This window comes from Bradyrhizobium huanghuaihaiense, from assembly GCF_025200885.1.
GTDB lineage: Bacteria > Pseudomonadota > Alphaproteobacteria > Rhizobiales > Xanthobacteraceae > Bradyrhizobium > Bradyrhizobium huanghuaihaiense.
The window spans coordinates 2,254,568-2,279,017 of sequence record NZ_CP104172.1; the positions used below are offsets into that span (position 1 = coordinate 2,254,568).

Below are 24,450 nucleotides of genomic sequence, written 5' to 3' on the forward strand. Positions count from 1 at the left end.
TATGTCCCTAACAATTCAATCGTCAAAGGGGCGTCAAGAATGAGTTCAAGTCTGCTCACCAACTCGTCTGCAATGACCGCGCTGCAGACCCTCCGCAACGTCAGCTCGCAGCTTGCGACCACGCAGAACCGGATCTCGACCGGCCAGCGCGTGTCGACCGCTTCGGATAACTCCGCCTATTGGTCGATCGCGACCTCGATGCGCTCCGACAACGCCGCGCTCTCCGCGGTCTCCGACTCGCTCGGTCTGTCGGCCGCGATGGTCGACACCGAATACACCGCTCTGAACACGGTCATCGGCGACAAGGACTCCGGCCTGACCAAGCTCCAGGCGCTGCTGGTCGAAGCCAAGACCGCCGGTATCGACCGCACCAAGATCCAGTCGGAAGTCACCCAGATCCAGCAGGATATGAAGCTGAAGGCCAGCTCGGCCACGATCAACGGCATCAACTGGCTGAGCATCGACATCACGCCCTCGTCGTCCACGGCCACGCCGACGACCTTCAACCTCGTGTCGTCGTACTCGCGTGTCGGTGGTACGCCCACCATCGGCTCCATCACGGTGACGACCGCCACCTTCGCCCTCTACACCACCGGCGGCTCAACCACGTCCGGCATCCTGGATACGGTGACCGGCAACAGCACGACCGGGTTCGCATCGGTCGCCACGCTCGCCATCGGCTCGCTGACTGACTCGGCGACTGACCAGGCCAAGCTCGACGGCTACATCAACCAGGTCACCGCAGCGATCAACACGGTTGCCTCGGCCGCCGCCAATCTCGGTGCCATCAAGAACCGTATCGCGACCAACACCGAATTCGTCAAGAACCTGATGGACTCCGTGGATCGCGGTATCGGCCAGCTCGTCGACGCCGACATGAACGCGGAATCGACGCGCCTGCAGGCGCTTCAGACCCAGCAGCAGCTCGGCGTTCAGGCGCTCTCGATCGCCAACCAGAACAGCCAGAGCATCCTGTCGCTGTTCAAGTAGGCCTCGGCTTTGGAAACGACCGTGCTCCCACGGGAGCACGGTCTCCGCCATGAACGGCGGATACGACGGCACAAGATGTGCCTGCAATTGATCCCCTGACGCCAGATATCGGGCAGTACGCCGCAGCCGATCGCGCCGCGATGAGTCCGGTTGTGCATCTGTTGCCGATACGCGCGATAGCGTCTCCCCGATTTCTTGTAAATTTACCACGCCTCGCCCGCGAACCGACACATTCGTGGCCTCGCGCAACCTTCAGACAAGGTTGGCAGCGGAGTGTCCTCTACGTTCGCATTGGTACGAGGTCACATGCTGTTCAGTCGTGCGCAGATACAGCAACTGCTCAACAATCTGCTGGAGCTTGGGCCACGACGGCTGATGGCCTTGGGGTTGATCGGCTTTGCCGTCCTCGTCACCGTCGTCGGCGGTGCGTACTATTTGAGCAGGCCCGAGTTCGAGACGCTCTATACCGGCCTCACCCGCGAAGACGTGACGCGGATGGGCGCTGCGCTGCGCGAGCAGAACATCGCATTCGACGTCAATACCGCCGGTGACGCCGTCTCGGTGCGTCCGAGCCAGACCATGCAGGCGCGGATGCTGCTTGCCGAGAAGGGCCTGCCGACCAGCGCCAATTCCGGTTACGAGCTGTTCGACAAGATCGGCTCGCTCGGCCTGACCTCGTTCATGCAGGAAGTCACGAAGCTGCGCGCGCTCGAGGGCGAGATCGCGCGCACCGTTCAGCTGATGAAGGGTGTGAAGGCGGCGCGCGTGCACATCGTGCTGCCGGTGCGCGGCTCGTTCCGCGCGACCCAGCAGCCGCCTTCGGCATCGGTCGTGCTGCGCACCGACGGCGCGATCGAGGCGCGCACGGCGCAGTCGATCCGTCATCTCGTCGCGGCGGCCATCCCCGGCATGAGCCGCGACAAGGTGACGGTGCTGGATGCCGACGGCTCGATGCTGCTCGCCGAGGAAGACGAGGCGAGCGCCGCGCCGACCAAGATGGCGAGCCTGCAGAAGACGGTCGGCGGGATGGTGCAGGAGAACATCCGCAAGGCGCTGACGCCGTATCTGGGCCTCGACAATTTCGAGGTCAGCGTCGCCCCGCAGCTCTCCACGGACAAGCGCCAGACCAACGAGACCGTCTACGATCCGGAGGGACGCGCCGAGCGTTCGGTGCGAAACGTGCGCGAGAAGGAATCATCGCAGAACGCCGACCGTTCGCAGCCGACCACGGTGCAGCAGAACCTGCCCGATCAGCAGGTGAACGCCGGCGGCACCAAGAACTCCAGCGAGGACAAGACCCGCCGCGAGGACGTCACCAATTTCGAGGTCTCGTCCAAGACCACGACAACGGTGAGCGACGGCTATTCGGTCAAGAAGCTCTTCATCGCCGTGCTGGTCAACCGTGCGCGGCTCGTCGCCGATCTCGGCGACAAGAGCAACCAGGCCATCGTCGACAGCAAGCTCGCCGAGATCAGCGCGCTCGCCGCCACGGCCGGCGGGCTGGACAAGGCACGCGGCGACCAGATCCAGGTCACGGCCGTCGACTTCATCGAAGGCTCGCGCGAGCTCGCGCCGGTGCCGCCGATCAGCTTCGTCGAGATGATCAACAAGCAGCTCGGCAGCGTCATCAACGCGGTGACGATCCTGGCGGTCGCTTCGATGCTGGTCTGGTTCGGGCTTCGGCCCGCGGTCAACGGCATTCTGACCCATCGTGCGGCGCAGGAGCAGACCGAGGCGGCCGAGGCTGCCGAGCTCGAAGCCGCCGCGGCCCTTGCGCTGGCCGAGAGTCAGGATCCCGAGCTCAACCTCGTCGAAGATCTCGAAGGCAAGATGCAGCGAACACCGCAGAAGCGGCTCGAGCAGATCGTCCGGCTCGATCAGACGCAAGCGGCAGCGATCCTTAAAGACTGGATGCGACGCGAGGAGGCGGCATGAACGCGGCAATCGGAAAACTCCTGACGCAGTTCGACGCGAACGGCCGGATCAAGTCGCCACCGCCGCCACCGCCGCCCAAGATCCAGGACGTGCTGACGAGGCCAAAGGAGGCGCGGCGCGAGCCGCAACCGCCGGCCCAGCCGCAGCGTCAGCCCCAATCGCAGCCGCAGCTTCAGTCGCCGCCGCCGGCGCCCGAGGCGGAAGCTCCACCGGTCAATCTTCTCGACGATGCCTATCGTCGCGGCCATGCCGCCGGCGTTGCCGAGGGCGATGCCAGGGTCGCCGAGGAGCGCGTCCGCAGCGCGATCCGGCTCGGCGAGGAGCGGGCCAAGTGGTCCGACCAGCAGGCGGTCGCGATCGTCGGCGGCTTCGAGGCGGCTTGCCGCGAGATCGAGACCAACATCGCGAGCTCCGTCGCGCGCATCCTGCTGCCTTTCCTCGCCGATGCGGTCCGCGACAAGGCGGTTGGATCGCTTGTCGAGCAGATCGCTGCGCTGACCGGCAATTCGCCGGTCCCGGTGTTCAAGGTCACCGGCCCGAGCGAGCTGCTCGACCTCGTGAGGACCCAGCTCGAGGCTAGCAGGCGCACGGGAGTCGAGTACGAGGTTGCCGAGACTTCTGAGGTCCGCGTCGTCGCCGACCAGACCGTGATCGAGACGCAGATCACAGCCTGGGGCGAACGCCTGAAGGAAGCGCGCCGGTAGCAGCCATGGTGGAAGAGGTTAAGCAGGAGCTCGTGATCGTCCGCCGGCGCAGCGCCTTCGCCGAGGAGGCGCATCACGGCGGCGTATGGAAGATTGCCTATGCGGATTTCATGACCGCGATGATGGCGTTCTTCCTGGTCATGTGGCTGCTCAACGCGCTCAACCAGGACCAGAAGCAGGTGGTCGCGAGCTACTTCAACCCGATCAAGCTCGCCGAGAATGCGCCGGCACCGAAAGGTCTGAAGGATCTCACCAAGAAGGAGCCGACCACGTTCGACGGTCAGGAGGGCCGGCGTCAGCCGGGGGGGCCGAGCGAGGAACGTCGCGGTGACTCCCCGACGGCCGAGAAGCCGCCGTTCTACGAGGAGAAGGTCCTGTTCCGCGATCCCTATGCGACGCTTGCCGAGATCGCAAACAATGCGAACGAGGCCTCGGGCCAGCGCCGCGCCGGCTCGCTGACCTCCGCGGAGGAGGACGGTCTCAAGGGCGGCGACGCTTATCGGGATCCCTTCGATCCCGGCTATTGGAAGCTGGCGCCGCAGGCATCGAAGGACGCGGATCGCATCATCGAGAGCGAGCCGAAGCCCAATCCGTCCGCGCGCGACAACATGTCGGGCGCCGGTCAAGGCGAGCCGCAGGCGCGCCGCGCCAAGACGGACGATGCCGGCGGAAGCATCGCTCCGAACGCCGATGCATCGTCCGCGAGCCTGTCGCCCCTGCTGCCGCCGGGGCCCGCGCCGTCGCAGTCATCGCGCGAGGGCAGCGCCCAGGCGAACGCGCAGTCCGGCGCGCAGGCGCGTCCCAACGACGCGAAGAAGGATTCCGAACCGCGCGAGGCCGCGCAAACACAGCAGCCCACCGTCAAGCAGCTGCAGTCCGCGATCGCGGATGCGCTGTCGGACATCAAGGCCGGTGCGGGACCGGTCGCCGAGGTGCGTCAGGTCGAGGAAGGCCTGCTGGTCAGCCTGACCGACGATGCGAGCTTCGGCATGTTCGCGGTCGGCTCGGCCGAGCCGCGGCCCGAGCTCATCCGGGTGATCGACAAGATCGGGCCGCTGCTGGCGAAGCGTCCCGGCATGATCATCGTCCGCGGCCACACCGACAATCGGCCGTACAAGTCAGAGAACTACGACAATTGGCGGCTGTCGACCGCCCGTGCGCAGATGGCTTACTACATGCTGGTCCGCTCCGGCGTCGATGCACTGCGAATCGAACATGTCGAAGGTTATGCCGACCGGCGGCCGAAACTTCCCAGCGACCCGGCAGCCGCACAGAATCGCCGGATCGAGATCCTGATCCGGGAGAAGCGTCCGTGATCAGGCCGCTCCTCTGCGCTGCCCTGTTGATGGTGCTGCCGCCGACGGCGGCGCCCGCGCTTGCCGATCCGGCGCCGGTCGCTGCCGCGACGTCAAGCGAACCGTATGAGCTCGTGCGTGCCTTGCAGGCCGTGCAGGACGGCATCGCCAACGGCGACACCGCGGCGCATGGCAGTCACATCGCGCTGATCCGGCAGATCGGCGAGAAGTTTCTTGCCGCCGATGCGAATGTGTGGAGCAATCCGCAGAACGGTCAGGCCGTCGTCATCTACCTGCTCAGCGGCGGCGCGCCGCAACTGGTCCGCAAGCTGCCACGCGACAAGATGAGCGTCGACGGTCGGTTGTTCGACGGCGCGCTCGCCTATGTCGAGGGCCGTCAGGACGAAGCGCGCGAGCTGCTCAAGGACGTCAAGCCGCGCACGCTTCCGTCGGGCCTGGGCGGACAGGTCGCGCTGGTGCAGGGCGCGCTGTTCGCACGCACCGAGGCATCGCTTGCGATCGAGCGACTGGACGATGCGCGTCTGCTCCTGCCCGGCACGCTGGTGGAAGAGGCGGCGCTGCGGCGCGAGATCCTGCTGGTCGGGCAGGCCGAGGATTTCGACAAGTTCGAGTTCCTTACGCTGGCCTACATCCGTCACTATCGCAACTCGATCTATGCCGGCGATTTCTGGCAGCGTTTCTCCACGGGCCTGACGCAATCGAGCCTGGCTCTCGACGAGCGCCGCTTTGCGCGCATCGTCACCCTGCTGGACCAGATCGACCGCGCCAGCCGCATCAAGCTGCATCTCATGATCGCGCGCAACGCGATGCTGCGTGGACTGATGCCCGTGACCCGGCTCGCGGCCGAGCGTGCGCTGGCGCTCAGCGCCGATGCCTCCGCCGAGCGCGAGCGCGCACATTTCTTCCGCGGCGCCTCGCGGGCGCTCACCGACGAATATGACGGCGGTCTCGCCGAGCTGAAGGCGCTCGATCGGTCGAAGCTGCCCGAGCGCGATGTTGCTCTCCTGAATGCGACGTTGCAGCTCGCGCTCGACGTTCGCAAACCATTTGCAGGCGGCCCCGCCGCCACCGCCGACAAGCCTCCGGTGACGCCGGCGCGCCTCGATCTCGCATCATCGAACGCGATACTCGCGCGCGCGCAGAAGCAGCTCGGCGAACTCGAACTCCTCGCCAAGGATCGCCGCCCATGACCAAACTCAGCGGAACCTCCGGACAGCTCTTCTCAGGCCTCGCCGAGAGCCTCAACATGCGCGGTACATCGCGCTCGGCAAAAGCAGCAGGGACGAAATCGCAGGCGGATTCGTCGTTCAACGATCTGCTTCACACCGTCTCGAACCTGGCAAAGCGGGCGCTCAACGATGAGGCCAGCAGCACGACCGTGAAAGCCGGAACGCTGCGCGCGCGCCTGGCGCATCAGGCCGGGAAGGACGAAACGGGGCAGGAACGCACCGAGGTGGTCGACGAGGCCAGCTCCGGTCACAAGTCGTCCGGACAGAAGACCGACCACGCGTCGCAGACCCAAGGTCCGGTCGATGATGCCGCGAAGACGGACGTTTCGAACCGGTCGAGCATGCCCGCGATCGTCGGACAGGAGCTCGCCGCCGTACCAGCCGTGAGGTCGCAGGTGCAATCGCAGGCGGGTGACGGGAAGGACGCCTCCGCGCGCGACGAGCGCTCCTCCACGTCGAAGCGCGAGGTTCAGGCTGCGGGCGCGGCGAAGATTGCCGCCGCTGATCCCGCGCCGCCCGCCGCCGCCCCGATCGGCGCGCGTTCGCAGGCGGCAGTCGCCGCGCAGCAGGACAACGAGGCTCCGTCAAAGGCATTGCCCGCAACGTCAGGCTTCGAGGCCGTCACGGCCAATGTCGAACGCGCCGTCAAGGCCTCGGCCCGGGACGCATTGCCCGAGGCCACCAAGGTCACCGTGGTCCAGCAGGAGACCCATCTGCCCCCGGCGCAGTTCAACGCCCCGCAACAGGTCGCCAATGCGGTGGTCGCGGAACTGAAGGAATCCTCAGTGCCGACGGCGTCGTCCGCAACCCCTGATCTCGCCGGGGCGCAGAACAATGCGCCGGACCAGCCGCTCAAGATCCTGACCGTCAACCTGGAGCCGCCGGCGCTCGGCAATGTCACCGTGCGCCTCCGCCTGGTCGGCTCGGAGGTCTCGATCCACCTCGCGGCCGAACGCAAGGACACGAGCCAGATGCTGGACCAGCAGCGCGACTCGATCCGCGATCTGATGCAGTCGGCCGGTTACGTCGCCGACGTCGCACCCGTCCAGCACGGCTCGCTCGATGGTTTTCAGAGCGGCTCCGGCCAGTCGCAGCCGCAGCCACAGCCCTCGGGCCAGCAGCAGTCATCCTCACAGCAGCAAGGCACGTTCGACGGCGCCAGCACGTCGTCGGGACAATCGGACGGCGATGCGAGACAGGCCCGGCAGGAGCGCCAGTCCAACCAGGAGACGCGTCATGACCAGGACGTGGCGCCGCAGATTCGTCGCGGCCCTGTTTATCTGTAACGCGGGCGCCGCGGAGGCTGCCGCCGACAGCGCACGCCCCTGCGAGCGCGAGATGGCGCGTGCAGCCCAGCAGCACGGCATTCCGCTCGGCATTCTCTACGCCGTCGGCCTCACCGAGACCGGACGGCGCGGGGCGCTCCATCCTTATGCGCTCGGCGCCGACGGTCAGACCGTGTTCGCCAAGGACATGACCGATGCGATCGCGAATTTCGAGGCGATGCGAGCCAAGGGCATCAAGCTGATCGACCTCGGCTGCATGCAGATCAACCACTATTATCATGGCGACAAGTTCGCCTCCGTGCAGGCGATGTTCGATCCCGCCAAGAATGTCGAATACGCCGCGCGCTTCCTGAAGGAGCTGAAGCAGCGCGAGGGCAGCTGGACCATGGCGGTCGCCCGCTACAATGCGGGCCCCAACAACCAGCCGGCGCAGAAGCGCTATGTCTGTCACATCGTCGCTCATCTCGTATCGAGCGGCTTCGGGGCCTGGACCGACAAGGCGCGCTCGTTCTGTCAGCCGAAAACGACCTGACAACATGAAGTTGTGCATGGTTCCCGACCATCAGCCCCGCGCAAGCAAGAACCCTCATTGTAGCTGCAACCTACCAAAGGAGCCCAATTCATGAGCCTGTATGGTGTTATGCGCACCGGCGTTTCCGGCATGTCTGCGCAATCCAACAAGCTGTCGACGGTCTCGGACAACATCGCGAACGTCAACACGACGGGCTACAAGCGGGCTTCGACCGAATTCTCCTCGCTGATCCTGAAGAGCGGTTCGGGCAATTACGATTCCGGCGCCGTCGAGACGACGGTGCGCTACGCCATCAGCGACGCCGGGCATACGCAGTTCACCACGTCGACCACGGACCTCGCCGTCCAGGGCAACGGCTTCTTCGTGGTGTCGAACGCCAACAACACGCAGCAATATCTGACGCGCGCCGGCTCGTTCGTGCCGGACGCCCAGGGCAATCTGGTCAACGCGGCCGGCTACTACCTTCTGGGTCGGCCCGGTAAGGTGACCAATTTCTCGCAGAACAGCCTGTCTGGCATGCAGATCGTCAACATTGCCCAGGTTTCGCAAGTGCCCGTGCCGACGACGGCGGGGACACTCACGACCGGCAATCTGGATCCGAAAGCGGCTGTGATCGCCGGTCCGCCCGGACCGGCGTCATACTCGTCGAAGAGCTCGATCGTGGCCTACAACAATATCGGCCAGGCCGTTACGCTCGACGTCTACATGTCCCACACGGCGACGGCCGCCGGCTCGGACACCTGGCAGATTCAGGCTTACAACTCCGCGACGGGTGCGTCGGTCGGCGCCGCCACCACTTTCACCTTCGATACGACCGCAACCGGCAAAGGCGCGCTGGCTGCGGCGAGCCCGACGACTCTCTCCTTCACCGTCCCCGGCGGTGCGGCGACGACCCTGGATCTGTCGAACATGACGCAGACCGGAACCGACTTCAGCTTCAAGGCGACCGTCAATGGCAGCGCTCCATCGGCCATCGACAAGGTCGACGTCGACGAGAACGGGTACGTGACAGCTGTGCTCAAGAACGGGCAGCAGATGACGCTCTACACCATCATGCTCGCCGACGTCGCGAGCCCCGACAATCTGACGCCCGAGCCGGGCAACGTCTACTCCACCAACATGAATTCCGGCAACGCGCAGGCCGGGAATGCTGGTACCGGCGGCCTCGGCACGATCCAGTCCGGCGCCCTGGAAGACTCCAACGTCGACCTCGCGGACGAACTCACCGGGATGATCGAGGCCCAGCGCGGCTTCACCGCCAACTCGAAATCGTTCCAGACCGGCGCCGACCTGCTCGACGTCGTCGTCAACCTGAAGCGCTGAATTCTCCAGCGCCCGTTCCGGGCAAGAGCAAATCATGTCCCTTACCGCCGCTCTCGACTCCGCCCGCGCTTCACTCATGGCGTCGGGCATCCAGTCCTCGACGATCTCGCGCAACATCGCCGGTGCCAGCGCCACCGGCTATTCGCGCAAGATCGCGGTGCTGGACAATCTGCCCGGGGCCGGCGTCTATGTGGCGGCGATCCAGCGCGCCGCCAGCTCGGGTCTCTACAACAACGTCTTGACCGCGACCTCGTCGTCGGCCAAGCAAAGCGCGATCTATGACGGTCTCCAGAAGATCGCAACTGCCACGGTGGACGATCCGGAGCTCGACCAGTCGCCGACCTCGCAGCTCAATGCGCTGAAGAAGGCGCTGCAGCAATATGCCAACGCCCCGGACAACACCACGTTGGCTCAGGCGGCGGTCACGTCCGCCAAGGATATGGCGACCTCGCTCAACGAGGCGACCAAGACCGTGCAATCGGTTCGCGAGGGAGCGGATGCCGACATGGCGACCTCGGTCGCCAACATCAACCAGCTCCTCTCCCAGTTCGACAAGGTCAACAATGCGATCGTGAGGGGGACGATTGCCGGTGACGACGTCACCGACTATCTCGACCAGCGCGACAGCATCGTCTCGAAGCTGTCGGAGGAGGTCGGCGTCTCGATGTCGATCCGCACCAACGGCGATGCTGCGCTCTATACCGACAGCGGCGTCGTGCTGTTCGACAAGACGGCGCGAACGGTCAGCTTCACGGCGACCAACATCTATTCGCCCGGCACCACGGGCAACGCGGTCGTCATCGACGGCGTCCCGGTGACCGGCGCCAATTCGGTGATGCCGCTGAAGTCGGGCAAGCTTGCTGGTCTCGCTCAGCTGCGTGACCAGGACACCGTCACCTATCAGAGTCAGCTCGACGAAATCGCGCGCGGCCTGATCAACACCTTCAGGGAGAGCGATCAGACCGCTGCGGCGCTGCCCGATGTTCCCGGTCTCTTCACCTATCCCGGCGCGCCGGCGATGCCGGCGAGCGCCACCGTCTCGGTCGGACTTGCCGGCCTGATCAGCGTCGCGGCGTCAGTCGATCCGGCGCTGGGCGGCAATCCCAATCTGCTGCGCGACGGCGCGATCAGCGGCAACCCTGCATACAGATACAACACCGCTGGCAATGGCGGCTACTCGGCCCGGCTGCAGCAGCTCATCGGCGGCATGGATGCGGCGCAGCCGTTCGATGCAACCACGCAAGGCAAGCCGAACGGCAGCCTGATCGACTATGCGTCGTCGTCGACGAGCTGGATCGAAAACCAGCGGAAGACCGCGGACTCCAACGTCACCTACCAGAAAACGCTGCTCGACCGCAGCACCGCGGCGCTGTCGAACGTCAGCGGCGTCAACATGGACGACGAGATGTCCTTGATGCTTCAGGTCGAGCGCACCTATTCGGCCTCGTCGAAGATCATCTCGACCGTCGACGAAATGTTGCAGAGCCTGCTGGCTGCCGTGGGGAATTAAGCCATGATGAGCGCGAACTACATCTCGACCTTGATGCTGTCTTCGTCGTTGAGGACGTCAATCACGAACAACCAGGCCGCGCTGAGCAAGGCGTCGACGGAAGCGACCACCGGCCGTTTCTACGATGTGGGCCTCGAGCTTGGGGCCACGACGGGAAGCGACCTCACCCTGCGGGCGGACTGGAGCTTCGCCGATCAGCTCGTCGATACCAACGAGCTCGTCTCGGGACGCCTCGACGTGACGCAAGCCCGGATCACCCAGCTCGGCACGACCGCAACGGACTTCCTCAAGGACCTGATCGCGGCTCGCAGCACCGACAACGGCGGCCGGATCGTTCTGCCGCCTGCGTCCGCCAACCTGCAGGATCTGATTGGCGCGCTGAACGTCTCCTATAACGGCTCGTATCTCTTCTCGGGCGTCAACACGCAGAACCAGCCGGTCACGCCCTATGCCACGGGCTCGGCCAGCAAGAACCGGGTCGACGCCGATTTCCTTGCGACCTTCGGCTTCTCGCAATCCTCGGCCAGCGTGAGCGGCATAACCCCCGCACAGATGCAGACGTTCCTCAACACCACCTTCGATGCCGAGTTCGCGAGCCCGGCCTGGAACACCAACTGGTCATCGGCCACCGACCAGGTCATGCAAAGCCGCATCTCCACGACCGAGATCGCAGATACGTCCGTCAGCGCCAACCAGCCCGGCTTCCGCAAGCTCGCCGAGGCCTACACCATGATGGCGGATCTCGGTAACGCGAAGCTGAGCCAGGAGACGTTCCAGGTCGTCGTGGACAAGGCCATCGGCCTCGTCGGCAGCGCAATTTCTGATCTCGCGACCCTCGGCGGCAGCGTCGGCACGGTCCAGCAGCGGATCACCTCCGCAACCGACAAGCTCAAGACGCAGCAGGACATTCTGAACAATCAGATCGTCGGTATGGAGAAGGTCGATCCGACGGAAGCCTCGGTCCGGGTCAACACCCTGCAGACCCAGATCCAGACGGCGCTGGCGCTGACCTCACAGCTTCAGAAGATCAGCCTCATCAACTATCTCTGAGCCAAGCTCGCTTTTTCGAGGTTCACGACCCTTGTCTTGTTATTCCGTTTCCTGCGCAGAGTGGTCCTGATGACGTTTGAAGCCTATGCATCGGTCGTCGACGAGAGCGGCTATGAGGCGAGAGGCCGCGAGCGCCAGGCGCTCAGTCTCGGCATCGATCGCCTCGAGCGGCTTCAGAAGGGACGCTACAGTTTCGAGGATCACGTCCAGAGCCTGCTCTATGTGCGGCGGCTGTGGACGATCTTCATCGAGGATCTCTCGCATCCGGAAAACGGGCTTCCCGAGAAGCTGCGCGCGGAGATCATCTCGATCGGCTTGTGGGTCATCAAGGAGGCCGATCGCCTTCGCGAAGAGAGGTCGGATGACGTCGCGCAGCTCATCGAAATCAACCGCCTGATCCGAGACGCGCTCTAATGAAGATATCCTTGCGGGCGGGCGAACGGATCTACATCAACGGCGCGGTGCTGCGCGTGGACCGCAAGGTCTCCGTCGAGCTCGTCAACGACGTCATGTTCCTGCTCGAAGGGCAGATCATGCAAGCGTCCGACGCCACTACTGCGATGCGGCAGCTCTATTTCATCGTTCAGCTCATGCTGATGAACCCGACTGATGTCCGCGACGCCTCGGCGCTCTACGCGCAGCACCACGCGGCCCTGGTCGCGGTGTGCGAAAGCCGCGAGATGCTGGAGGGGCTCGCCGCGGTCGACGAGCTGGTCGAGGCGACACGCTATTTCGAGGCCCTCAAGCGGATCCGGGCGCTGTTCCCGGTGGAGCAGGCCATCCTGGCCGGCGCCACGATCGTTTCCCCATTCCAGGCTGCCTGACAGCGGAGAGGCACATGAACGTCACCAGCGCGACCGACAGCACCAGCAAGTCGACCAGCACCACGACGACCACGTCGAGCAACAGCGTCGACTACAATACCTTTCTTCAGCTTCTCGTCGCCGAGATGAAGAACCAGGATCCGACCAATCCGATGGACACCTCGCAATATATGAGCCAGTTCGCCCAGCTTTCGACGGTCGAGCAGGCCATGCAGACCAATACGAAGCTGGACGCGCTGCTGTCCTCGCAGTCGTTGTCGCAGGCCGACGCACTGATCGGAAAGACCGTCAGCTTCACCGACTCGACCGGCGCGACCTTCTCCGGCAAGGTCAAGTCCATCTCCATCAACGGCGACGGCTCCATCGCGACCCTCGAGAACGGCACGAAGGTCGCCGTCGGGCCCGGTCTCACGATCAGCCAGTCATGAACGAGCGCGACGCCCTCGACATCGTCCAGGCGGCGATCTGGACCATCATCGTCGCCTCCGGGCCTGCGGTCGGCGCGGCAATGCTGGTCGGCACCATCATTGCATTGATGCAGGCCTTGACCCAGATCCAGGAGGTGACGCTGACCTTCGTTCCGAAGATCATCGTCATTCTCGTGGTCGTCGCCGTCTCCGGCTCGTTCATCGGCGCCCATCTCTCCACCTTCACCGAGATGGTCTATTCGCATATCGAGCGGGGCTTCTGAGCCGCGAGGCGGCCACCACCCTCGCGTAAGCTTTGCGCGGCAGATTACGGGGCGGACCCTCTGCCGGTGACCCATGGCCGATACGTTAGCTGCTAGCCTGCCCAGCCCCCGCCGATTCGGGGCGGACGCCTTCTTTGCGGCCGGCATCGTGACCATGCTCACGATCCTGTTCCTGCCGATACCGCCGATCCTGATCGATCTAGGCCTGGCCTTCTCGATCGCGCTGTCGGCGCTGATCCTGATGGTCGCGCTGTGGATCCAGCGGCCGCTGGATTTCTCGGCCTTCCCGACCGTGCTGCTGATCGCGACCATCCTGCGCCTCGCGCTCAACATCGCGACCACGCGCCTCATCCTGTCACGAGGCGGGGAGGGCGAGCACGCCGCGGGCTATGTCGTCGCCGGCTTCTCCAAATTCGTCATGGGCGGCGACTTCGTCATCGGCCTGATCATCTTCGCAATCCTGGTCACGGTGAATTTCGTCGTGATCACCAAGGGCGCAACCCGTATCGCCGAGGTCGGCGCCCGTTTCACCCTGGACGCCATCCCCGGCAAGCAGATGGCGATCGACGCGGACCTGTCCGCGGGTCTGATCGACGACAAGGAAGCCCAGCGCCGCCGCCGCGAGCTCGAAGAGGAAAGCGCATTCTTCGGCGCCATGGACGGTGCTTCGAAATTCGTTCGCGGCGACGCCATCGCCGGTCTGCTCATTACGGCGATCAACATCTTCGGCGGCATCGTGATCGGCGTCACCCATCACGGCCTCACGCTGTCGCGCGCCGCCGACGTCTACACCAAGCTCTCCGTCGGCGACGGTCTCGTGTCGCAGATGCCGGCGCTGATCGTGTCGCTGTCCGCGGGCCTGCTGGTCTCCAAGGGTGGCACCAGGGGTTCGGCGGAACAGGCCGTGCTCCGGCAGCTCGGCGGCTATCCCCGCGCGGTGTCGGCCGCCGCGCTGATGATGTTCGTGCTCGCGCTGATGCCGGGACTGCCGATGCCGCCTTTCGTGCTGCTCGGCGGCGTCATGGCCTTCGTCGGCTACACCTTGCCCAAGCGGCAGGCGGCCGAGAAGCAGAAGGAAGATGCGCGCAAGGCCGACGAGCGCGCCCAGGCCCAGGCCAAGGAATCGGTCAAGGAATCGCTGAAGACGGCGGAGATCGAGCTGGCGCTCGGCGGCCATCTTTCGGTCCACCTCCTGGGCTCGCGCACCGAGCTTGGCCACCGCGTCGCCAAGATCCGCAAGAAGTTCGCCAAGCAATACGGCTTCGTGATTCCCGAGATCAAGCTCACCGACAATCTGTCAATCGATCCCAAGAGCTACCAGATCCGCATCCACGACACCCGCGTCGCCCACGGCGAGCTCAGACTCGGCGAGGTGCTGGTGCTCGTCGACAAGGACGGCAAGCCCGACGTGCCCGGCGAGGAGGTGATCGAGCCCGCCTTCGGCATGAAGGCACTGTGGGTGACGGAAGCCTTCGCCGACGAGGTCAGGCGGCAGGGCTGCAAGCCGGTCGACAATCTGTCGGTGCTGCTCACGCATTTGAGCGAAGTCATCCGGGCGAACCTCGCCCAGCTCCTGTCCTACAAGGACATGCGCGGGCTGCTCGACCGGCTCGATCCCGAATACAAGCGCCTGGTCGAGGATCTCTGCCCCTCGCAGATCTCCTACTCCGGCCTGCTGGCGATCCTGAAGATCCTGCTGGCCGAGCGCGTGTCGATCCGCAACCTGCATCTGATCCTCGAGGCGATTGCCGAGATCGCGCCCCATGTGCGGCGCTCCGAGCAGGTCGCAGAGCATGTGCGCACGCGCCTTGCCCAGCAGATCTGCGGCGATCTCTCCGACAATGGCGTGCTCAACGTGGTCCGCCTCGGCAACCGCTGGGATCTCGCCTTCCACCAGAGCCTGAAGCGCGATGCCAAGGGCGACGTCGTTGAATTCGACGCCGATCCGCGGCTCATCGAGCAGTTCGCGACGGAAGCCAGCGCCGCCATCCGCAAGTTCACCGAGAACGGCACCAGCGTGGTGCTGGCGGTGACCCCCGAAGCACGCCCCTATGTCCGGATGATCCTGGAGCGGGTGTTCCCGACGCTGCCGATCCTGTCGCATGTCGAAGTGGCGCGCAGCTCCGAGATCCGTGCGCTCGGAGCCATATCGTGATCAGCGGCCTCGCCGACAGCGTGCTGGTGACGTTCATCGTGTTCTGCCGCATCGGCGCCTGCCTGATGTTCGTACCGGGCTATTCCAGCGTCAACGTCCCGGCCCAGGTCCGGCTGTTCATCGCGCTGGTCACGACGTTCGCGCTGACGCCGATCCTGATCGCGGTACTGAAACCTCTGACCGACAACGCGGCACCGCTGTCGCTCGCGCTGCTGATCGGCACGGAGATCCTGGTCGGTAGCGTCATCGGCCTCGGCGGACGCGTGTTCTTCCTCGCGCTCCAGACCATGGCAACCGTGATGGCGAGCGCGATCGGACTGAGCAACATCCCGGGAACGCCGGTCGGCGACACCGATCCGGCGCCGGCGCTGGTGCCGCTGATCATGGCATCGGTCACCACGCTGTTCTTCATGACCGACCAGCACTGGCAGGTGCTGCGCGGGCTGATGAACTCCTACGACGTCTGGCATCCCGGCAGCAGGATCGGCGGCAGCATGGCGCTCGACCAGCTCGTGGGCCGCCTGTCGGAGGCGTTCGTGCTGACGCTGCGGATCGCCAGCCCCTTCATCGTCTATTCCGTCATCGTCAACTTCGCGGTCGGACTGATCAACAAGCTGACGCCGGCGATCCCGGTCTATTTCATCTCGGTGCCCTTCGTGCTGTTCGGCGGCTTCCTGCTGCTCTACCTCACCAGCGACGAGCTCCTGACGCAGTTCATCCTCGGCGTCTCCTCCTGGCTGGCGGAGTGACGACATGAAGTCGCGCGCGGACAAGCTTGGTCGGATGGTCTCGCTGGTAAAGCTCCAGCTGCGGCTGTCCGAATGGCAGCTCGCGTACCTGCGGCAACAGGAGCAAAGCTTGCAGGACGAGCAGGAATGGCTGGTCGGCGCGCTGAACGAGGGCAAGCCGCCGGCGGGATCGTCGAGCGAGTCGATCGCACGGCGACTCAACAGGACAAGCGTCGGCGCGCGCGCCGTGCAGGAGCAGGCCTCGCGGCAGCTCGATCAGGTTCGCCGCGAGACCCGCCGCGTGAAACAGCTCGAGGAAGTCGCCAAGGCGGCGCTCGCGGAGAAGCTTCGCGACGCCGAAAAGCGTTCGCTCGAGGAGATGACGGGAACAAGCCTCACCGTGCGCGCATGGACGCCACGGCCAGCCAGCCGGACCAAGACATGATCGTGACAGCGACGCCCGACCTCGTCCTCGACGTCCTCGAGGCCGCCGATCCCGTGACGCAGCGCGCGGCGACCGCGAAGCTCGATGCGCTGAAATCGTCGGGCGCCGATTTCGCTGCCACGATGGACGCCGAGGTCGGCAAAGCGGCCGCGGCTGCGGCTGCGGATCAATCCGCGGCGAAGGTCGCCGAAGCGCAGTCAGGCGCGGTGAACGGACCTCCGGTGCAGGTGATCAAGGCGCCGGCGTCCGGCGAGGTCTACCGGAAGTTCGAAGCCTTCATCCTCCAGAGCTTCGTCGAAACGATGCTGCCGAAGGAGTCCGAGGAGCTGTTCGGCAAGGGGACCGCGGGCAGCGTCTGGAAATCGATGCTGGCGGAGCAACTCGGCAACCAGCTCGCGAAGGGCAAGGGCATTGGCATTGCGAAGCAACTCGCCGCAGCAAATCCGGCGGGTCCGGACGTGACGGGGAAGGCCGGATCATGATCCGGAATGGGTGACAGAAGTTGAGGGGTGAATTTCCTATGCAGGCACAAGAAGGCGCGACAGCCCTGGTGATGGAGCAGCCGGTCGTGGACACCGAGGCGATGACGATTGCTGCAGCATCTCCCGATGCGCTGTTGCCGGTATTGCTACCCAATGTCAGCGGCGAGGCGGTGATCGAGGGCGCAGATGCGGTGAGATCGGACGAGGTGCGCGGCCTGTTGGCGGCGATCCGCCGGCTCGAAAACATCGTCGAGGAGGAGACGGTCGCGCTCACGACGGGCAAGAAGATCGACTTTGACGACTTCAGCGCCCGCAAGAGCCGCAGCATGCTGGAGTTCGTCCGCCTGATGCGGGCGCGGATGCATCTTGGCAGCGAGGTCGAGGTCACCGAGGAGATCCAGCGCCTGCGCGAGAAGCTCGAGCGCAACCGGTCCGTCCTCGAGATGCATTACGACGCGGTGCGCGAGGTTGCGTCGATCATCGTCAAGGCGATCAAGGAAGCCGAGTCGGACGGGACCTATACCGGTCGCACAGCGCAGGACGGAAAATGATCAGACTCGTGCTGGCCGGGCTCTGGGTCTGCATCCTCACGGCGGGCACGAGCTACGCCGTGGCCTATTGGAAGGAAAACGGCAGCCTTTTGCCGGCAAAGGACGCCTATCTGGACGGGCTCCAGTACCAGAAGACGCGGGCGTTGAGCGTGCCCATGGTCGAGAACGGCAATGTGCAGGGCTATATCGTCGCGCGCTTCGTCTACACCGTGGAGGCGCGGACCATGCACCAGCTGAATGTTCCGCCGGAGCCGTTCGTGGTCGACGAGGCATTCCGCCGGATCTATGCCGACGACCGCCTCGATTTCAGGAAGCTCGCCCGCTACGACCTCTCGATCCTCACGACGGCCATCAAGCAGCGTGTCAACGAGCGGATGCAGGCCGACGTCGTCCAGGACGTATTGGTCGAGGACTTCAACTACGTCTCCAAGGAAGAATTCCAGTCGAAGCCGTAGGCTTCACCGGACAGGCGTGAGGCGGCTTTTGCGGAAGCATCACGTCCGCATGAGATCCTGAGGCGCCATTCTCATGTCGTCGCGCCTTGCTGCGGCCGCGGCCGCGGTGCAAGGCCCGCGTTCTGCGCGCGCGGCTCCCGAAAGTGCAACGGCCTCCGCGAAGATGCTCCGCGGAGGCCGTTGTCGGTTTCGTGACGGCGCTCTGCCGCGTCAGTTTCCGGCCGGATATGCCGCCGGGGCGGCATGCGCCCTGTTGAGGAGAATGCCGACCTCGTCGAGCTCCTGCATCGGCACGTCGATGGTTTCGCCGGCCGGGATGTTGAGACGGTATCCGACGTAGCGGCGGGCCACGATCGCATCGAAGCCGAGGCGGTCGCGGAGCTTCTTACGCAGCTTGCTGACGTGGCTCTCGATCACGCTCTCGTCGAACGTGGACTCGAAGATGCCGTAGACCGCGTTGAAGATCTGCGTCTTGGTGATCCACTTGCCGTGGTTGCTGACCATATATTCGAGAATGCGCAGTTCGCGGCGGGGCAGGGTGAGAGCGTGGCCCGCAATCTCGGGGTCACGCCCGTTGAAAAAGACCTGGATCCTGGTCTCGCAGGGCCTCGGCAGTTCGCCCACCCGGCGGCGCGCGATTGCGGCCGTCCGGGCGAGGATTTCGCGCAGGTGAATCGGCACGTGCACGACGTCGTCGACACCCGATTCGAACAGCTCTAGCGTGTTCTTGAGCATCTTCTGGCCGCTCATGGCGATGATGGGAGCCGCGGAGCGCTTGCGCATCGCCCGCGGCAGACTTCCGCGGGCATCGCAATCCCCGAGGAGGAACGCGTCGACCGCTGCCAGGTCCGATTCACTCGCAGATTGCAGCCAGTCCCAGAATTCTCCGGAGGAGAAGCCGATCGACGATACGCCTTCGCGAACGAGCCCTCCAACGTAGCTGTTCGTGACGCTCTCGCGATCATCAACGATAATATACATTAGTCTTTCGCCCCTGTTTCGCACTTGTCGCGGCCGGCTGGTTGTTGTGATGCACCGGCTCGGCGACCATGCTGTTTGACGATATTTCCATCCCGCGAACCGTTGTTATGGTTTCGATATTCGCGGGCAGCCCTACGCATTCAGTGCCTGCGTTTTCCGCGGGCCTGTTACTTCGACTCGATACTGAACGCTTACTGCGTGAGGCCCGGCGGGTGTCTTACGGATCACCTCGCGGGGCGGATTGAGACAGCGACCTAGAACAGTTGCGCCAAGTTGCCTATTGCGTCCGAACGCTACTGAACTTTGCCGATCTCCTCGCCAACTGGCGAGAATCACTTGAGTAGGACCGTAACAATTGCCGATTCCCGATCAAGCGCGCGTAACAAAGCGGTTGCTATGCGTGTTTGATGCTGTTGGTTTGTTGCGAGTTGTTTCTTGATATATCTACTCACACCAGTTGGTTTGGATACTAAACTACTTTTGCATCACGCTGGGTCTATAGTTCCGCATCCCTGTATAATCACTGCTATTTTGGGCGATGATGCAGGTCACGCATATGGGGGGGTTTTCAACCCGGGATTGACTCTATCCACCGGGTTTCCACATGCGACAATTCGACTCATGTGTGGCGCGCCGGCTCCAGCTTGGCGAAATCTTGGCGAGTGTGTGTCTTTCGAGTCGCACTCTCGCCGCGTGCGTGACGCTTTCGACTCATTCGGCGTCGCATTGCGCGTGCTGAAAAGTTTTCGATGCGCACGTTTCAGGCAAGCTTCGCCAAATAAATTCGTCGCTCGAAAGATCGAAGCGAACGGAGCATTTTCACATGTCGTCCGATGGACAAGCTCGTCCCGGCGCAACAGCCGATGTTGCCGCGGCGGCGAAGTCGGCTCCGGAAGCGCCCAAGACGAACCCGACGCAAGCGGCCAAGCCCGCAGCAAGTGCAAAGCGGATGTCGGCTGTGGCGAACGACGAAACGCTGGCAAAGGAGGCGCTCGAGGGCTTGAAGCGCATTCGTGCCAAGGCGCGCCTCGACAAGATGGCGATACCCAAGCCCGCGCCAACAGTGATCAAGCCGGCGGTGATCGTGGCCAAGCCGCCGCCGCCTCGTCCGACCTGGGTGGTGCCTCTCGCGACTTTGGCGGTCGCCGCCGTCCTGGTGGTGTGCGCCTGCACCGGCGTGATCGCCTATCTCACCACGCAGCCCGCCCAGAACAATGTCGCGGCCAATACCGAGATCAGGATTCTGCGCGAGACGGTCGCCCAGTTGCGCAAGCAGGTGTCGGGCGTGTCGGAAAATCTCGACGGCCTGCGGACCGCGGTCGATCAATCCAGCAAGGCAACCAATGACCGCTTCGGCCGGTTCGCCGAGAACCTCGACCGCATCGAACGGGTGAGCTCGTCCTCCACGGTGAAGCTCGACAAGCTCGCGCAAGCCCAGGCTCCGGCGCCGGCGACCGTTGCTTCGCAGCCACCCTCGCCGACGATGCCGATGATGGCCTCGGTCGCTGTGCCGGAATACACGGGGTCGGTGCCTGCCTCGGAACGTACGGCGGCACCGCGAAAGGTGGTCAAGGGCTGGTCGGTGCGCCAGGCCTATGAGGGGATCGCGATCCTGCAAAGTCCGAACGGCGTCATCGAGGCCGTGCTGGGACAGCAGGTGCCCGGCCTCGGCCGTATCGAGGAGATCCGGAGCGAGAACGGACGCCTGGTGGTGGAAACCAGCGGCGGCGTCATCTATTCGTCGCGCAAGGCTACGCCCTGATCGAAGCCCGCCGTCTACGGGCGGTGATGCTCGAACCCGGTGCAGAGCAGCTCGACCTCCGGCTCGGCGATCGGCGCGCGAAACAGGCGGCAGGAGAACTCGACCGTCGTCTTGCCGTCCGCGCTGGTGCGATCTTCCCGGAGGAAGATGCATCGCTTGCAGACGTCGGTATGGTGCCGCTGCTCGGCCGCGTCGGACTGATCGAGCACGTGGCGGAGCGCGTCGCGGAAGCGGATCTTGGCCTCCTCGTCGAGCACGGCAATCGCGTCGACGAGAACGTTGACGGGATCGCGCGCCAGGAACTTCTTGCCCTGCTGCGTGACGCTCAGCAACACCGACCGCTTGTCCTTGGCCGAGCGCTTTCGTTCGATATAGCCGAGCCGTTCGAGCTCGCCGATGATGAACGAGGCGGTGCCGCGCGTGGTACCGACGTAACTCGCGAGCGCCGAGGGCGTGCGGGAAAACCGGTTGGCACGGGAGAGGAAACGCAGCGCCATCCACTCGCGATCGCGCAAGCCGTGCTTGGTGCCTTCGAACCACAGGATGCGTGCGACCTGCTCCACCAGTTCGATCGATTCGCGAGCCAAATTCATTTCAATTCCGGTTCGGATAAAGCTTTATTCAATTGAGCCTTGGGTAGCGCAATCTGGTGGACGACAATGAAGCTCTCGGGCGATCCTTCGTGCTTGGCCGGACGGCGGAGCGTGCCTCGGAGGACCGCTCTCCGTTGCCGGAAATGGAACTTCCGGCCGTGGAACTAGAGCGTCACAAAGAAAGTTCGAGTAAACCGGACGGCTCAACTCTTCCGAAAATTTCAGTCAAATGACTGCGCATCGCGTGCTGGAATCCGATGGCGCGCAACATCCGGGCAACATGATGTGTCGTTGCGGCCACTGCGCAGCCCATTTGTTGCGGCGGGGCGTTTCGAAATGGGCGAAGCGGCGGCGGATCTGCAACTTCTGACGGCGTGGAGTGGGGCGGGAGAACCACAATCTTGGGTTAATGGATGTTGCGCCGCAGTGCGGCCACGCGGTTAAAGCCTGCACACGATCAGTCACCGGCGGACGGCTGATCTGGTCGGGTGGCGCGCGTGGTCCTTCGGCGGCCGGAGGCTGCCGAGGTGATCGCGCCAACGAAGGGATGAGGCGGAGAGCCGCGTCCTCGCAGGCTGGTGACTTGCGTTTGTCCGACAACTATTGGCGAATGCGGCGCCCCAGGGGCATCAGCATGGGAAGCAGGAAGGGAAAGACCGATGAGCTTTGAGACCACCATGACATCCGACGTCGTCGGGCTGACGAAAGTCGCCCCGCTCTCGCGCCGCGGATTCATGAGCGCCACCGCGGCCGTCGCGGCTGGCTACACGCTCGCGGCCGGTCCGGTCCGTGCCGACATCATCACGACTGACACCAACGGCCTCCAGGCCGGCGATGCCAAGATCAAGGTCGGCTCCGAGGAGATGCCCGCCTATTTCGCCCGCCCCGGCGGCAACGCCAAGGCGCCGGTGATCATCGTGGCGATGGAGATTTTCGGCCTGCACGAATACATCAAGGACGTGACGCGCCGCCTCGCCAAGCTCGGCGCCTTTGCCATCGCGCCCGACTATTACTTCCGCAAGGGCGTCGACCTGACCAGGGTCACCGAGGTCAAGGATCTCTTGCCGATCGTCAACGCCAAGCCGGACGCCGAACTGCTGTCCGATCTCGACGCGGTGGTGGCCTGGGCGGGATCGCAGGGCGGTGACACCGCGAAGCTCGGCATCATCGGCTTCTGCCGCGGCGGGCGCACGGTCTGGGAATATGCCGCCCATAGCGGCACGCTCAAGGCCGGTGTGGTGTTCTACGGGACGGTGGTCGACCCCGCCAATCCGCTGTGGCCGAAGAGCCCGATGCAGCTCGCCCCGGAGATGAAGGCGCCGGTGCTCGGCCTCTATGGCGGTGCCGATACCGGCATCCCCGTTGCCCAGGTCGAGCAGCTCAAGGCAGCGCTCGAGCAGAACAAGAAGACCGCCGAGTTCAAGATCTATCCTGAAGCGCCGCACGGCTTCCACGCGGATTATCGCGGCAGCTACCGCAGGGACGCGGCGGATGATGCCTGGAAGCAGGCCGAGGCCTGGTTCAAGAAGTACGGCGTGTTGAGCTGACGCCAAATTTCTAGGGCGGCCCGAGTGGCCGCCCTTTCCTTATCGAGGCACGGTCACTTCACCATCGCGCCATAGACAATGTCCTGGACCTGCTCGCGATAATATTTGCGGAGCTCGCCTGGCGCCGCCGTGCCCACGACGACGACGAGACGCTCCTTCGGATCGCAGAAGAACTGCGTCCCGTAGGCGCCGTTCCAGGTGAACTCGCCGGGATTGCCGGGCACCGACGACAGGCCCTCGCTGGTGCGGACCGCGACCGACAGGCCGAAGCCGAAGCCGCCGCGATGCGGCTCGACATTCGCCACGTTGTTCTTGATCTCGGGGCCGAGATGATTGGTCGTCATGTGGTGCACGGTCTTCGGGCCGAGGATGCGCTGGCCGTCGAGCTCGCCGCCGTTGAGCAGCATCTGCCCGAAGCGGATGTAGTCGCCGACCGTCGCGAACGAGCAGGCGCCGCCGCAGTCGAATTGTGTCGGGGTATCGAGCAGCTTGATCGCCTGCGGCTTGCCGGTCAGCGGATCGTTCGCGAACGGGCGGGCAAGACGAGGACGCTGCGCGTCGGTCGGGTGGAAGGTGGCATCCTTCATGCCGAGCGGCTGCCAGACATTGGCGGCGAGATAATCGCCGAGCTTCTGCTCGCTCACCTTCTCGACCACGGCGCCGAGCACGTCGATCGAAAAGCCGTACTCGAACTCGGTCGAGGGCTGATGCGCCAGCGGCAGTTTTGTCATGCGGTCGATGAAGGCCTGGGTGTCGCCCTCGATCGCGGGCGCGACGCCATCGGGATATTGCCGCGCCACCGGGCTCGATGAGTCCGGCCGGCCGCCATACATCAATCCGGACGTGTGTCGGTAGAGATCGTGGATGAAGATCGGCGAGGCCTGCGACTCGAGCTTGAGCGAGCCGTCGCTCTGGGGCACGCCGACCTTCATGTCGGCAAAGCCCGGATAGTAATCGGACAGCTTGGCCTGGAGCGGCAGCTGGCCCCTTTCCATCAGCGTCAGGCCCGCGACTGCCGCCATCGGCTTGGTCATCGAGGCCAGCGCGAAGATCGCATCGACCGGCATCGGCGTGCCCTTGTCCGGATCGAGCATGCCATAGGCCTCGTAGTGCACGAGCTTGCCGTCCCGCGCCACCGCGACGACTGCCCCGGGCACGCGCTTGGCCGCGATCTCGCGTGCGAAGAAGCTGTCGAGCCGTGCAAGACCCTGCTTCGAGAAACCGGCGTCATCCGGATTGGCTTCGAGCAGTGGCGCGCCGTGCGCTGCGTTGAGCGTGATGGCGGCAGCCGCCGCCGCGATCATGGCGATCGTCTTGTTCATTCAATCCTCCCAGGCGAGCTCGTTATGCGGATGGCTCGC

General features: G+C 64.5%; 25 protein-coding genes. 22 read left to right on the forward strand and 3 right to left on the reverse strand.

Going from position 1 to position 24,450, the window contains the following annotated elements; genetic code table 11:
• Nucleotides 1-39 precede the first annotated feature (39 nt).
• The 20 genes from N2603_RS10680 (at nucleotide 40) to N2603_RS10775 (ending at nucleotide 18,206) form a co-directional block, all read left to right on the forward strand.
• Nucleotides 40-990 (forward strand): flagellin, encoded by a 951-nt coding sequence (locus N2603_RS10680; RefSeq protein ID WP_260388691.1) that lies wholly within the window; start codon nucleotides 40-42, stop codon nucleotides 988-990.
• A 306-nt stretch (nucleotides 991-1,296) separates the two neighbouring features.
• Complete coding sequence (gene fliF / locus N2603_RS10685; protein WP_260388692.1) at nucleotides 1,297-2,925, forward strand: flagellar basal-body MS-ring/collar protein FliF; 1,629 nt, start codon at nucleotides 1,297-1,299, stop codon at nucleotides 2,923-2,925.
• Complete coding sequence (locus N2603_RS10690) at nucleotides 2,922-3,629, forward strand: hypothetical protein (RefSeq protein WP_260388693.1); 708 nt, start codon at nucleotides 2,922-2,924, stop codon at nucleotides 3,627-3,629. The genes fliF and N2603_RS10690 overlap by 4 nt, the downstream gene beginning before the upstream one ends.
• 8 nt (nucleotides 3,630-3,637) lie before the next feature.
• Nucleotides 3,638-4,945 carry a MotB family protein gene (locus N2603_RS10695; RefSeq protein ID WP_026311732.1) on the forward strand — a complete coding sequence of 436 codons (1,308 nt, stop codon included), beginning with the start codon at nucleotides 3,638-3,640 and terminating at the stop codon, nucleotides 4,943-4,945.
• Complete coding sequence (locus N2603_RS10700; protein WP_260388694.1) at nucleotides 4,942-6,135, forward strand: chemotaxis protein; 1,194 nt, start codon at nucleotides 4,942-4,944, stop codon at nucleotides 6,133-6,135. The genes N2603_RS10695 and N2603_RS10700 overlap by 4 nt, the downstream gene beginning before the upstream one ends.
• On the forward strand, nucleotides 6,132-7,460 hold the full coding sequence (gene fliK, locus N2603_RS10705) for a flagellar hook-length control protein FliK (RefSeq protein WP_260388695.1): 1,329 nt from the start codon (nucleotides 6,132-6,134) through the stop codon (nucleotides 7,458-7,460). The genes N2603_RS10700 and fliK overlap by 4 nt, the downstream gene beginning before the upstream one ends.
• Nucleotides 7,411-7,992 carry a transglycosylase SLT domain-containing protein gene (locus tag N2603_RS10710; protein ID WP_260388696.1) on the forward strand — a complete coding sequence of 194 codons (582 nt, stop codon included), beginning with the start codon at nucleotides 7,411-7,413 and terminating at the stop codon, nucleotides 7,990-7,992. The genes fliK and N2603_RS10710 overlap by 50 nt, the downstream gene beginning before the upstream one ends.
• Nucleotides 7,993-8,082: 90 nt before the next feature.
• Nucleotides 8,083-9,315 (forward strand): flagellar hook protein FlgE, encoded by a 1,233-nt coding sequence (locus tag N2603_RS10715; RefSeq protein ID WP_260388697.1) that lies wholly within the window; start codon nucleotides 8,083-8,085, stop codon nucleotides 9,313-9,315.
• Nucleotides 9,316-9,349: 34 nt separating this feature from the next.
• Nucleotides 9,350-10,825, forward strand: a complete 1,476-nt coding sequence (gene flgK, locus N2603_RS10720) for a flagellar hook-associated protein FlgK (protein WP_260388698.1) — start codon at nucleotides 9,350-9,352, stop codon at nucleotides 10,823-10,825.
• 3 nt (nucleotides 10,826-10,828) lie between these two features.
• Nucleotides 10,829-11,875 carry a flagellar hook-associated family protein gene (locus tag N2603_RS10725; RefSeq protein ID WP_260388699.1) on the forward strand — a complete coding sequence of 349 codons (1,047 nt, stop codon included), beginning with the start codon at nucleotides 10,829-10,831 and terminating at the stop codon, nucleotides 11,873-11,875.
• 69 nt (nucleotides 11,876-11,944) lie between these two features.
• On the forward strand, nucleotides 11,945-12,289 hold the full coding sequence (gene flaF, locus N2603_RS10730) for a flagellar biosynthesis regulator FlaF (RefSeq protein ID WP_260388700.1): 345 nt from the start codon (nucleotides 11,945-11,947) through the stop codon (nucleotides 12,287-12,289).
• On the forward strand, nucleotides 12,289-12,699 hold the full coding sequence (gene flbT, locus N2603_RS10735) for a flagellar biosynthesis repressor FlbT (protein WP_018641240.1): 411 nt from the start codon (nucleotides 12,289-12,291) through the stop codon (nucleotides 12,697-12,699). Before flaF ends, flbT begins: the two co-directional genes overlap by 1 nt.
• Nucleotides 12,700-12,713: 14 nt before the next feature.
• Nucleotides 12,714-13,127 carry a flagellar hook assembly protein FlgD gene (gene flgD / locus N2603_RS10740; protein WP_260388701.1) on the forward strand — a complete coding sequence of 138 codons (414 nt, stop codon included), beginning with the start codon at nucleotides 12,714-12,716 and terminating at the stop codon, nucleotides 13,125-13,127.
• Nucleotides 13,124-13,390: a flagellar biosynthesis protein FliQ gene (fliQ, locus tag N2603_RS10745; protein ID WP_018641238.1), complete on the forward strand. Its 267-nt coding sequence runs from the start codon at nucleotides 13,124-13,126 to the stop codon at nucleotides 13,388-13,390. Before flgD ends, fliQ begins: the two co-directional genes overlap by 4 nt.
• 73 nt (nucleotides 13,391-13,463) lie before the next feature.
• On the forward strand, nucleotides 13,464-15,545 hold the full coding sequence (gene flhA, locus N2603_RS10750) for a flagellar biosynthesis protein FlhA (protein ID WP_260388702.1): 2,082 nt from the start codon (nucleotides 13,464-13,466) through the stop codon (nucleotides 15,543-15,545).
• On the forward strand, nucleotides 15,542-16,294 hold the full coding sequence (fliR, locus tag N2603_RS10755; protein WP_018641236.1) for a flagellar biosynthesis protein FliR: 753 nt from the start codon (nucleotides 15,542-15,544) through the stop codon (nucleotides 16,292-16,294). The genes flhA and fliR overlap by 4 nt, the downstream gene beginning before the upstream one ends.
• A gap of 4 nt (nucleotides 16,295-16,298) precedes the next feature.
• Nucleotides 16,299-16,718 carry a hypothetical protein gene (locus tag N2603_RS10760; protein WP_260388703.1) on the forward strand — a complete coding sequence of 140 codons (420 nt, stop codon included), beginning with the start codon at nucleotides 16,299-16,301 and terminating at the stop codon, nucleotides 16,716-16,718.
• Nucleotides 16,715-17,200, forward strand: a complete 486-nt coding sequence (locus N2603_RS10765) for a rod-binding protein (protein ID WP_026311730.1) — start codon at nucleotides 16,715-16,717, stop codon at nucleotides 17,198-17,200. The genes N2603_RS10760 and N2603_RS10765 overlap by 4 nt, the downstream gene beginning before the upstream one ends.
• Before the next feature lie 38 nt (nucleotides 17,201-17,238).
• The gene (locus N2603_RS10770; protein WP_018641233.1) at nucleotides 17,239-17,751 is read left to right on the forward strand and encodes a hypothetical protein; all 513 of its coding nucleotides are present in this window, start codon (nucleotides 17,239-17,241) and stop codon (nucleotides 17,749-17,751) included.
• Nucleotides 17,748-18,206, forward strand: coding sequence for a hypothetical protein (locus N2603_RS10775; RefSeq protein ID WP_018641232.1), 459 nt, complete (start codon nucleotides 17,748-17,750; stop codon nucleotides 18,204-18,206). The genes N2603_RS10770 and N2603_RS10775 overlap by 4 nt, the downstream gene beginning before the upstream one ends.
• Before the next feature lie 210 nt (nucleotides 18,207-18,416).
• Here N2603_RS10775 and N2603_RS10780 read toward each other — a convergent pair whose 3' ends face one another.
• Nucleotides 18,417-19,187, reverse strand: coding sequence for a response regulator transcription factor (locus tag N2603_RS10780; protein WP_026311729.1), 771 nt, complete (start codon nucleotides 19,185-19,187; stop codon nucleotides 18,417-18,419).
• A gap of 823 nt (nucleotides 19,188-20,010) precedes the next feature.
• Between N2603_RS10780 and N2603_RS10785 the strand changes: the two genes are divergently transcribed.
• Complete coding sequence (locus tag N2603_RS10785) at nucleotides 20,011-20,949, forward strand: hypothetical protein (RefSeq protein WP_018641227.1); 939 nt, start codon at nucleotides 20,011-20,013, stop codon at nucleotides 20,947-20,949.
• 14 nt (nucleotides 20,950-20,963) lie between these two features.
• Here N2603_RS10785 and N2603_RS10790 read toward each other — a convergent pair whose 3' ends face one another.
• On the reverse strand, nucleotides 20,964-21,542 hold the full coding sequence (locus tag N2603_RS10790) for a MarR family winged helix-turn-helix transcriptional regulator (RefSeq protein WP_018641224.1): 579 nt from the start codon (nucleotides 21,540-21,542) through the stop codon (nucleotides 20,964-20,966).
• A 659-nt stretch (nucleotides 21,543-22,201) separates the two neighbouring features.
• Here N2603_RS10790 and N2603_RS10795 point away from each other — a divergent pair.
• On the forward strand, nucleotides 22,202-23,089 hold the full coding sequence (locus tag N2603_RS10795; RefSeq protein ID WP_260388704.1) for a dienelactone hydrolase family protein: 888 nt from the start codon (nucleotides 22,202-22,204) through the stop codon (nucleotides 23,087-23,089).
• Nucleotides 23,090-23,142: 53 nt separating this feature from the next.
• Here the strand turns inward: N2603_RS10795 and N2603_RS10800 are convergent, their stop codons facing one another.
• A complete protein-coding gene (locus tag N2603_RS10800) occupies nucleotides 23,143-24,411 on the reverse strand; it encodes a serine hydrolase domain-containing protein (protein WP_260388705.1) in 1,269 nt (422 codons plus the stop codon).
• Between the last annotated feature and the right edge of the window lie 39 nt (nucleotides 24,412-24,450).

Coding starts and splice junctions, on each gene's coding strand:
- N2603_RS10680 (WP_260388691.1), top strand. CDS start 40: ATGAGTTCAAGTCTGCTCACCAACTCGTCTGCAATGACCGCGCTGCAG.
- fliF (WP_260388692.1), top strand. CDS start 1,297: ATGCTGTTCAGTCGTGCGCAGATACAGCAACTGCTCAACAATCTGCTG.
- N2603_RS10690 (WP_260388693.1), top strand. CDS start 2,922: ATGAACGCGGCAATCGGAAAACTCCTGACGCAGTTCGACGCGAACGGC.
- fliK (WP_260388695.1), top strand. CDS start 6,132: ATGACCAAACTCAGCGGAACCTCCGGACAGCTCTTCTCAGGCCTCGCC.
- N2603_RS10710 (WP_260388696.1), top strand. CDS start 7,411: ATGACCAGGACGTGGCGCCGCAGATTCGTCGCGGCCCTGTTTATCTGT.
- N2603_RS10715 (WP_260388697.1), top strand. CDS start 8,083: ATGAGCCTGTATGGTGTTATGCGCACCGGCGTTTCCGGCATGTCTGCG.
- flgK (WP_260388698.1), top strand. CDS start 9,350: ATGTCCCTTACCGCCGCTCTCGACTCCGCCCGCGCTTCACTCATGGCG.
- N2603_RS10725 (WP_260388699.1), top strand. CDS start 10,829: ATGATGAGCGCGAACTACATCTCGACCTTGATGCTGTCTTCGTCGTTG.
- flaF (WP_260388700.1), top strand. CDS start 11,945: ATGACGTTTGAAGCCTATGCATCGGTCGTCGACGAGAGCGGCTATGAG.
- flbT (WP_018641240.1), top strand. CDS start 12,289: ATGAAGATATCCTTGCGGGCGGGCGAACGGATCTACATCAACGGCGCG.
- flgD (WP_260388701.1), top strand. CDS start 12,714: ATGAACGTCACCAGCGCGACCGACAGCACCAGCAAGTCGACCAGCACC.
- fliQ (WP_018641238.1), top strand. CDS start 13,124: ATGAACGAGCGCGACGCCCTCGACATCGTCCAGGCGGCGATCTGGACC.
- flhA (WP_260388702.1), top strand. CDS start 13,464: ATGGCCGATACGTTAGCTGCTAGCCTGCCCAGCCCCCGCCGATTCGGG.
- N2603_RS10760 (WP_260388703.1), top strand. CDS start 16,299: ATGAAGTCGCGCGCGGACAAGCTTGGTCGGATGGTCTCGCTGGTAAAG.
- N2603_RS10765 (WP_026311730.1), top strand. CDS start 16,715: ATGATCGTGACAGCGACGCCCGACCTCGTCCTCGACGTCCTCGAGGCC.
- N2603_RS10770 (WP_018641233.1), top strand. CDS start 17,239: ATGCAGGCACAAGAAGGCGCGACAGCCCTGGTGATGGAGCAGCCGGTC.
- N2603_RS10775 (WP_018641232.1), top strand. CDS start 17,748: ATGATCAGACTCGTGCTGGCCGGGCTCTGGGTCTGCATCCTCACGGCG.
- N2603_RS10780 (WP_026311729.1), bottom strand. CDS start 19,187: ATGTATATTATCGTTGATGATCGCGAGAGCGTCACGAACAGCTACGTT.
- N2603_RS10785 (WP_018641227.1), top strand. CDS start 20,011: ATGTCGTCCGATGGACAAGCTCGTCCCGGCGCAACAGCCGATGTTGCC.
- N2603_RS10790 (WP_018641224.1), bottom strand. CDS start 21,542: ATGAATTTGGCTCGCGAATCGATCGAACTGGTGGAGCAGGTCGCACGC.
- N2603_RS10795 (WP_260388704.1), top strand. CDS start 22,202: ATGAGCTTTGAGACCACCATGACATCCGACGTCGTCGGGCTGACGAAA.
- N2603_RS10800 (WP_260388705.1), bottom strand. CDS start 24,411: ATGAACAAGACGATCGCCATGATCGCGGCGGCGGCTGCCGCCATCACG.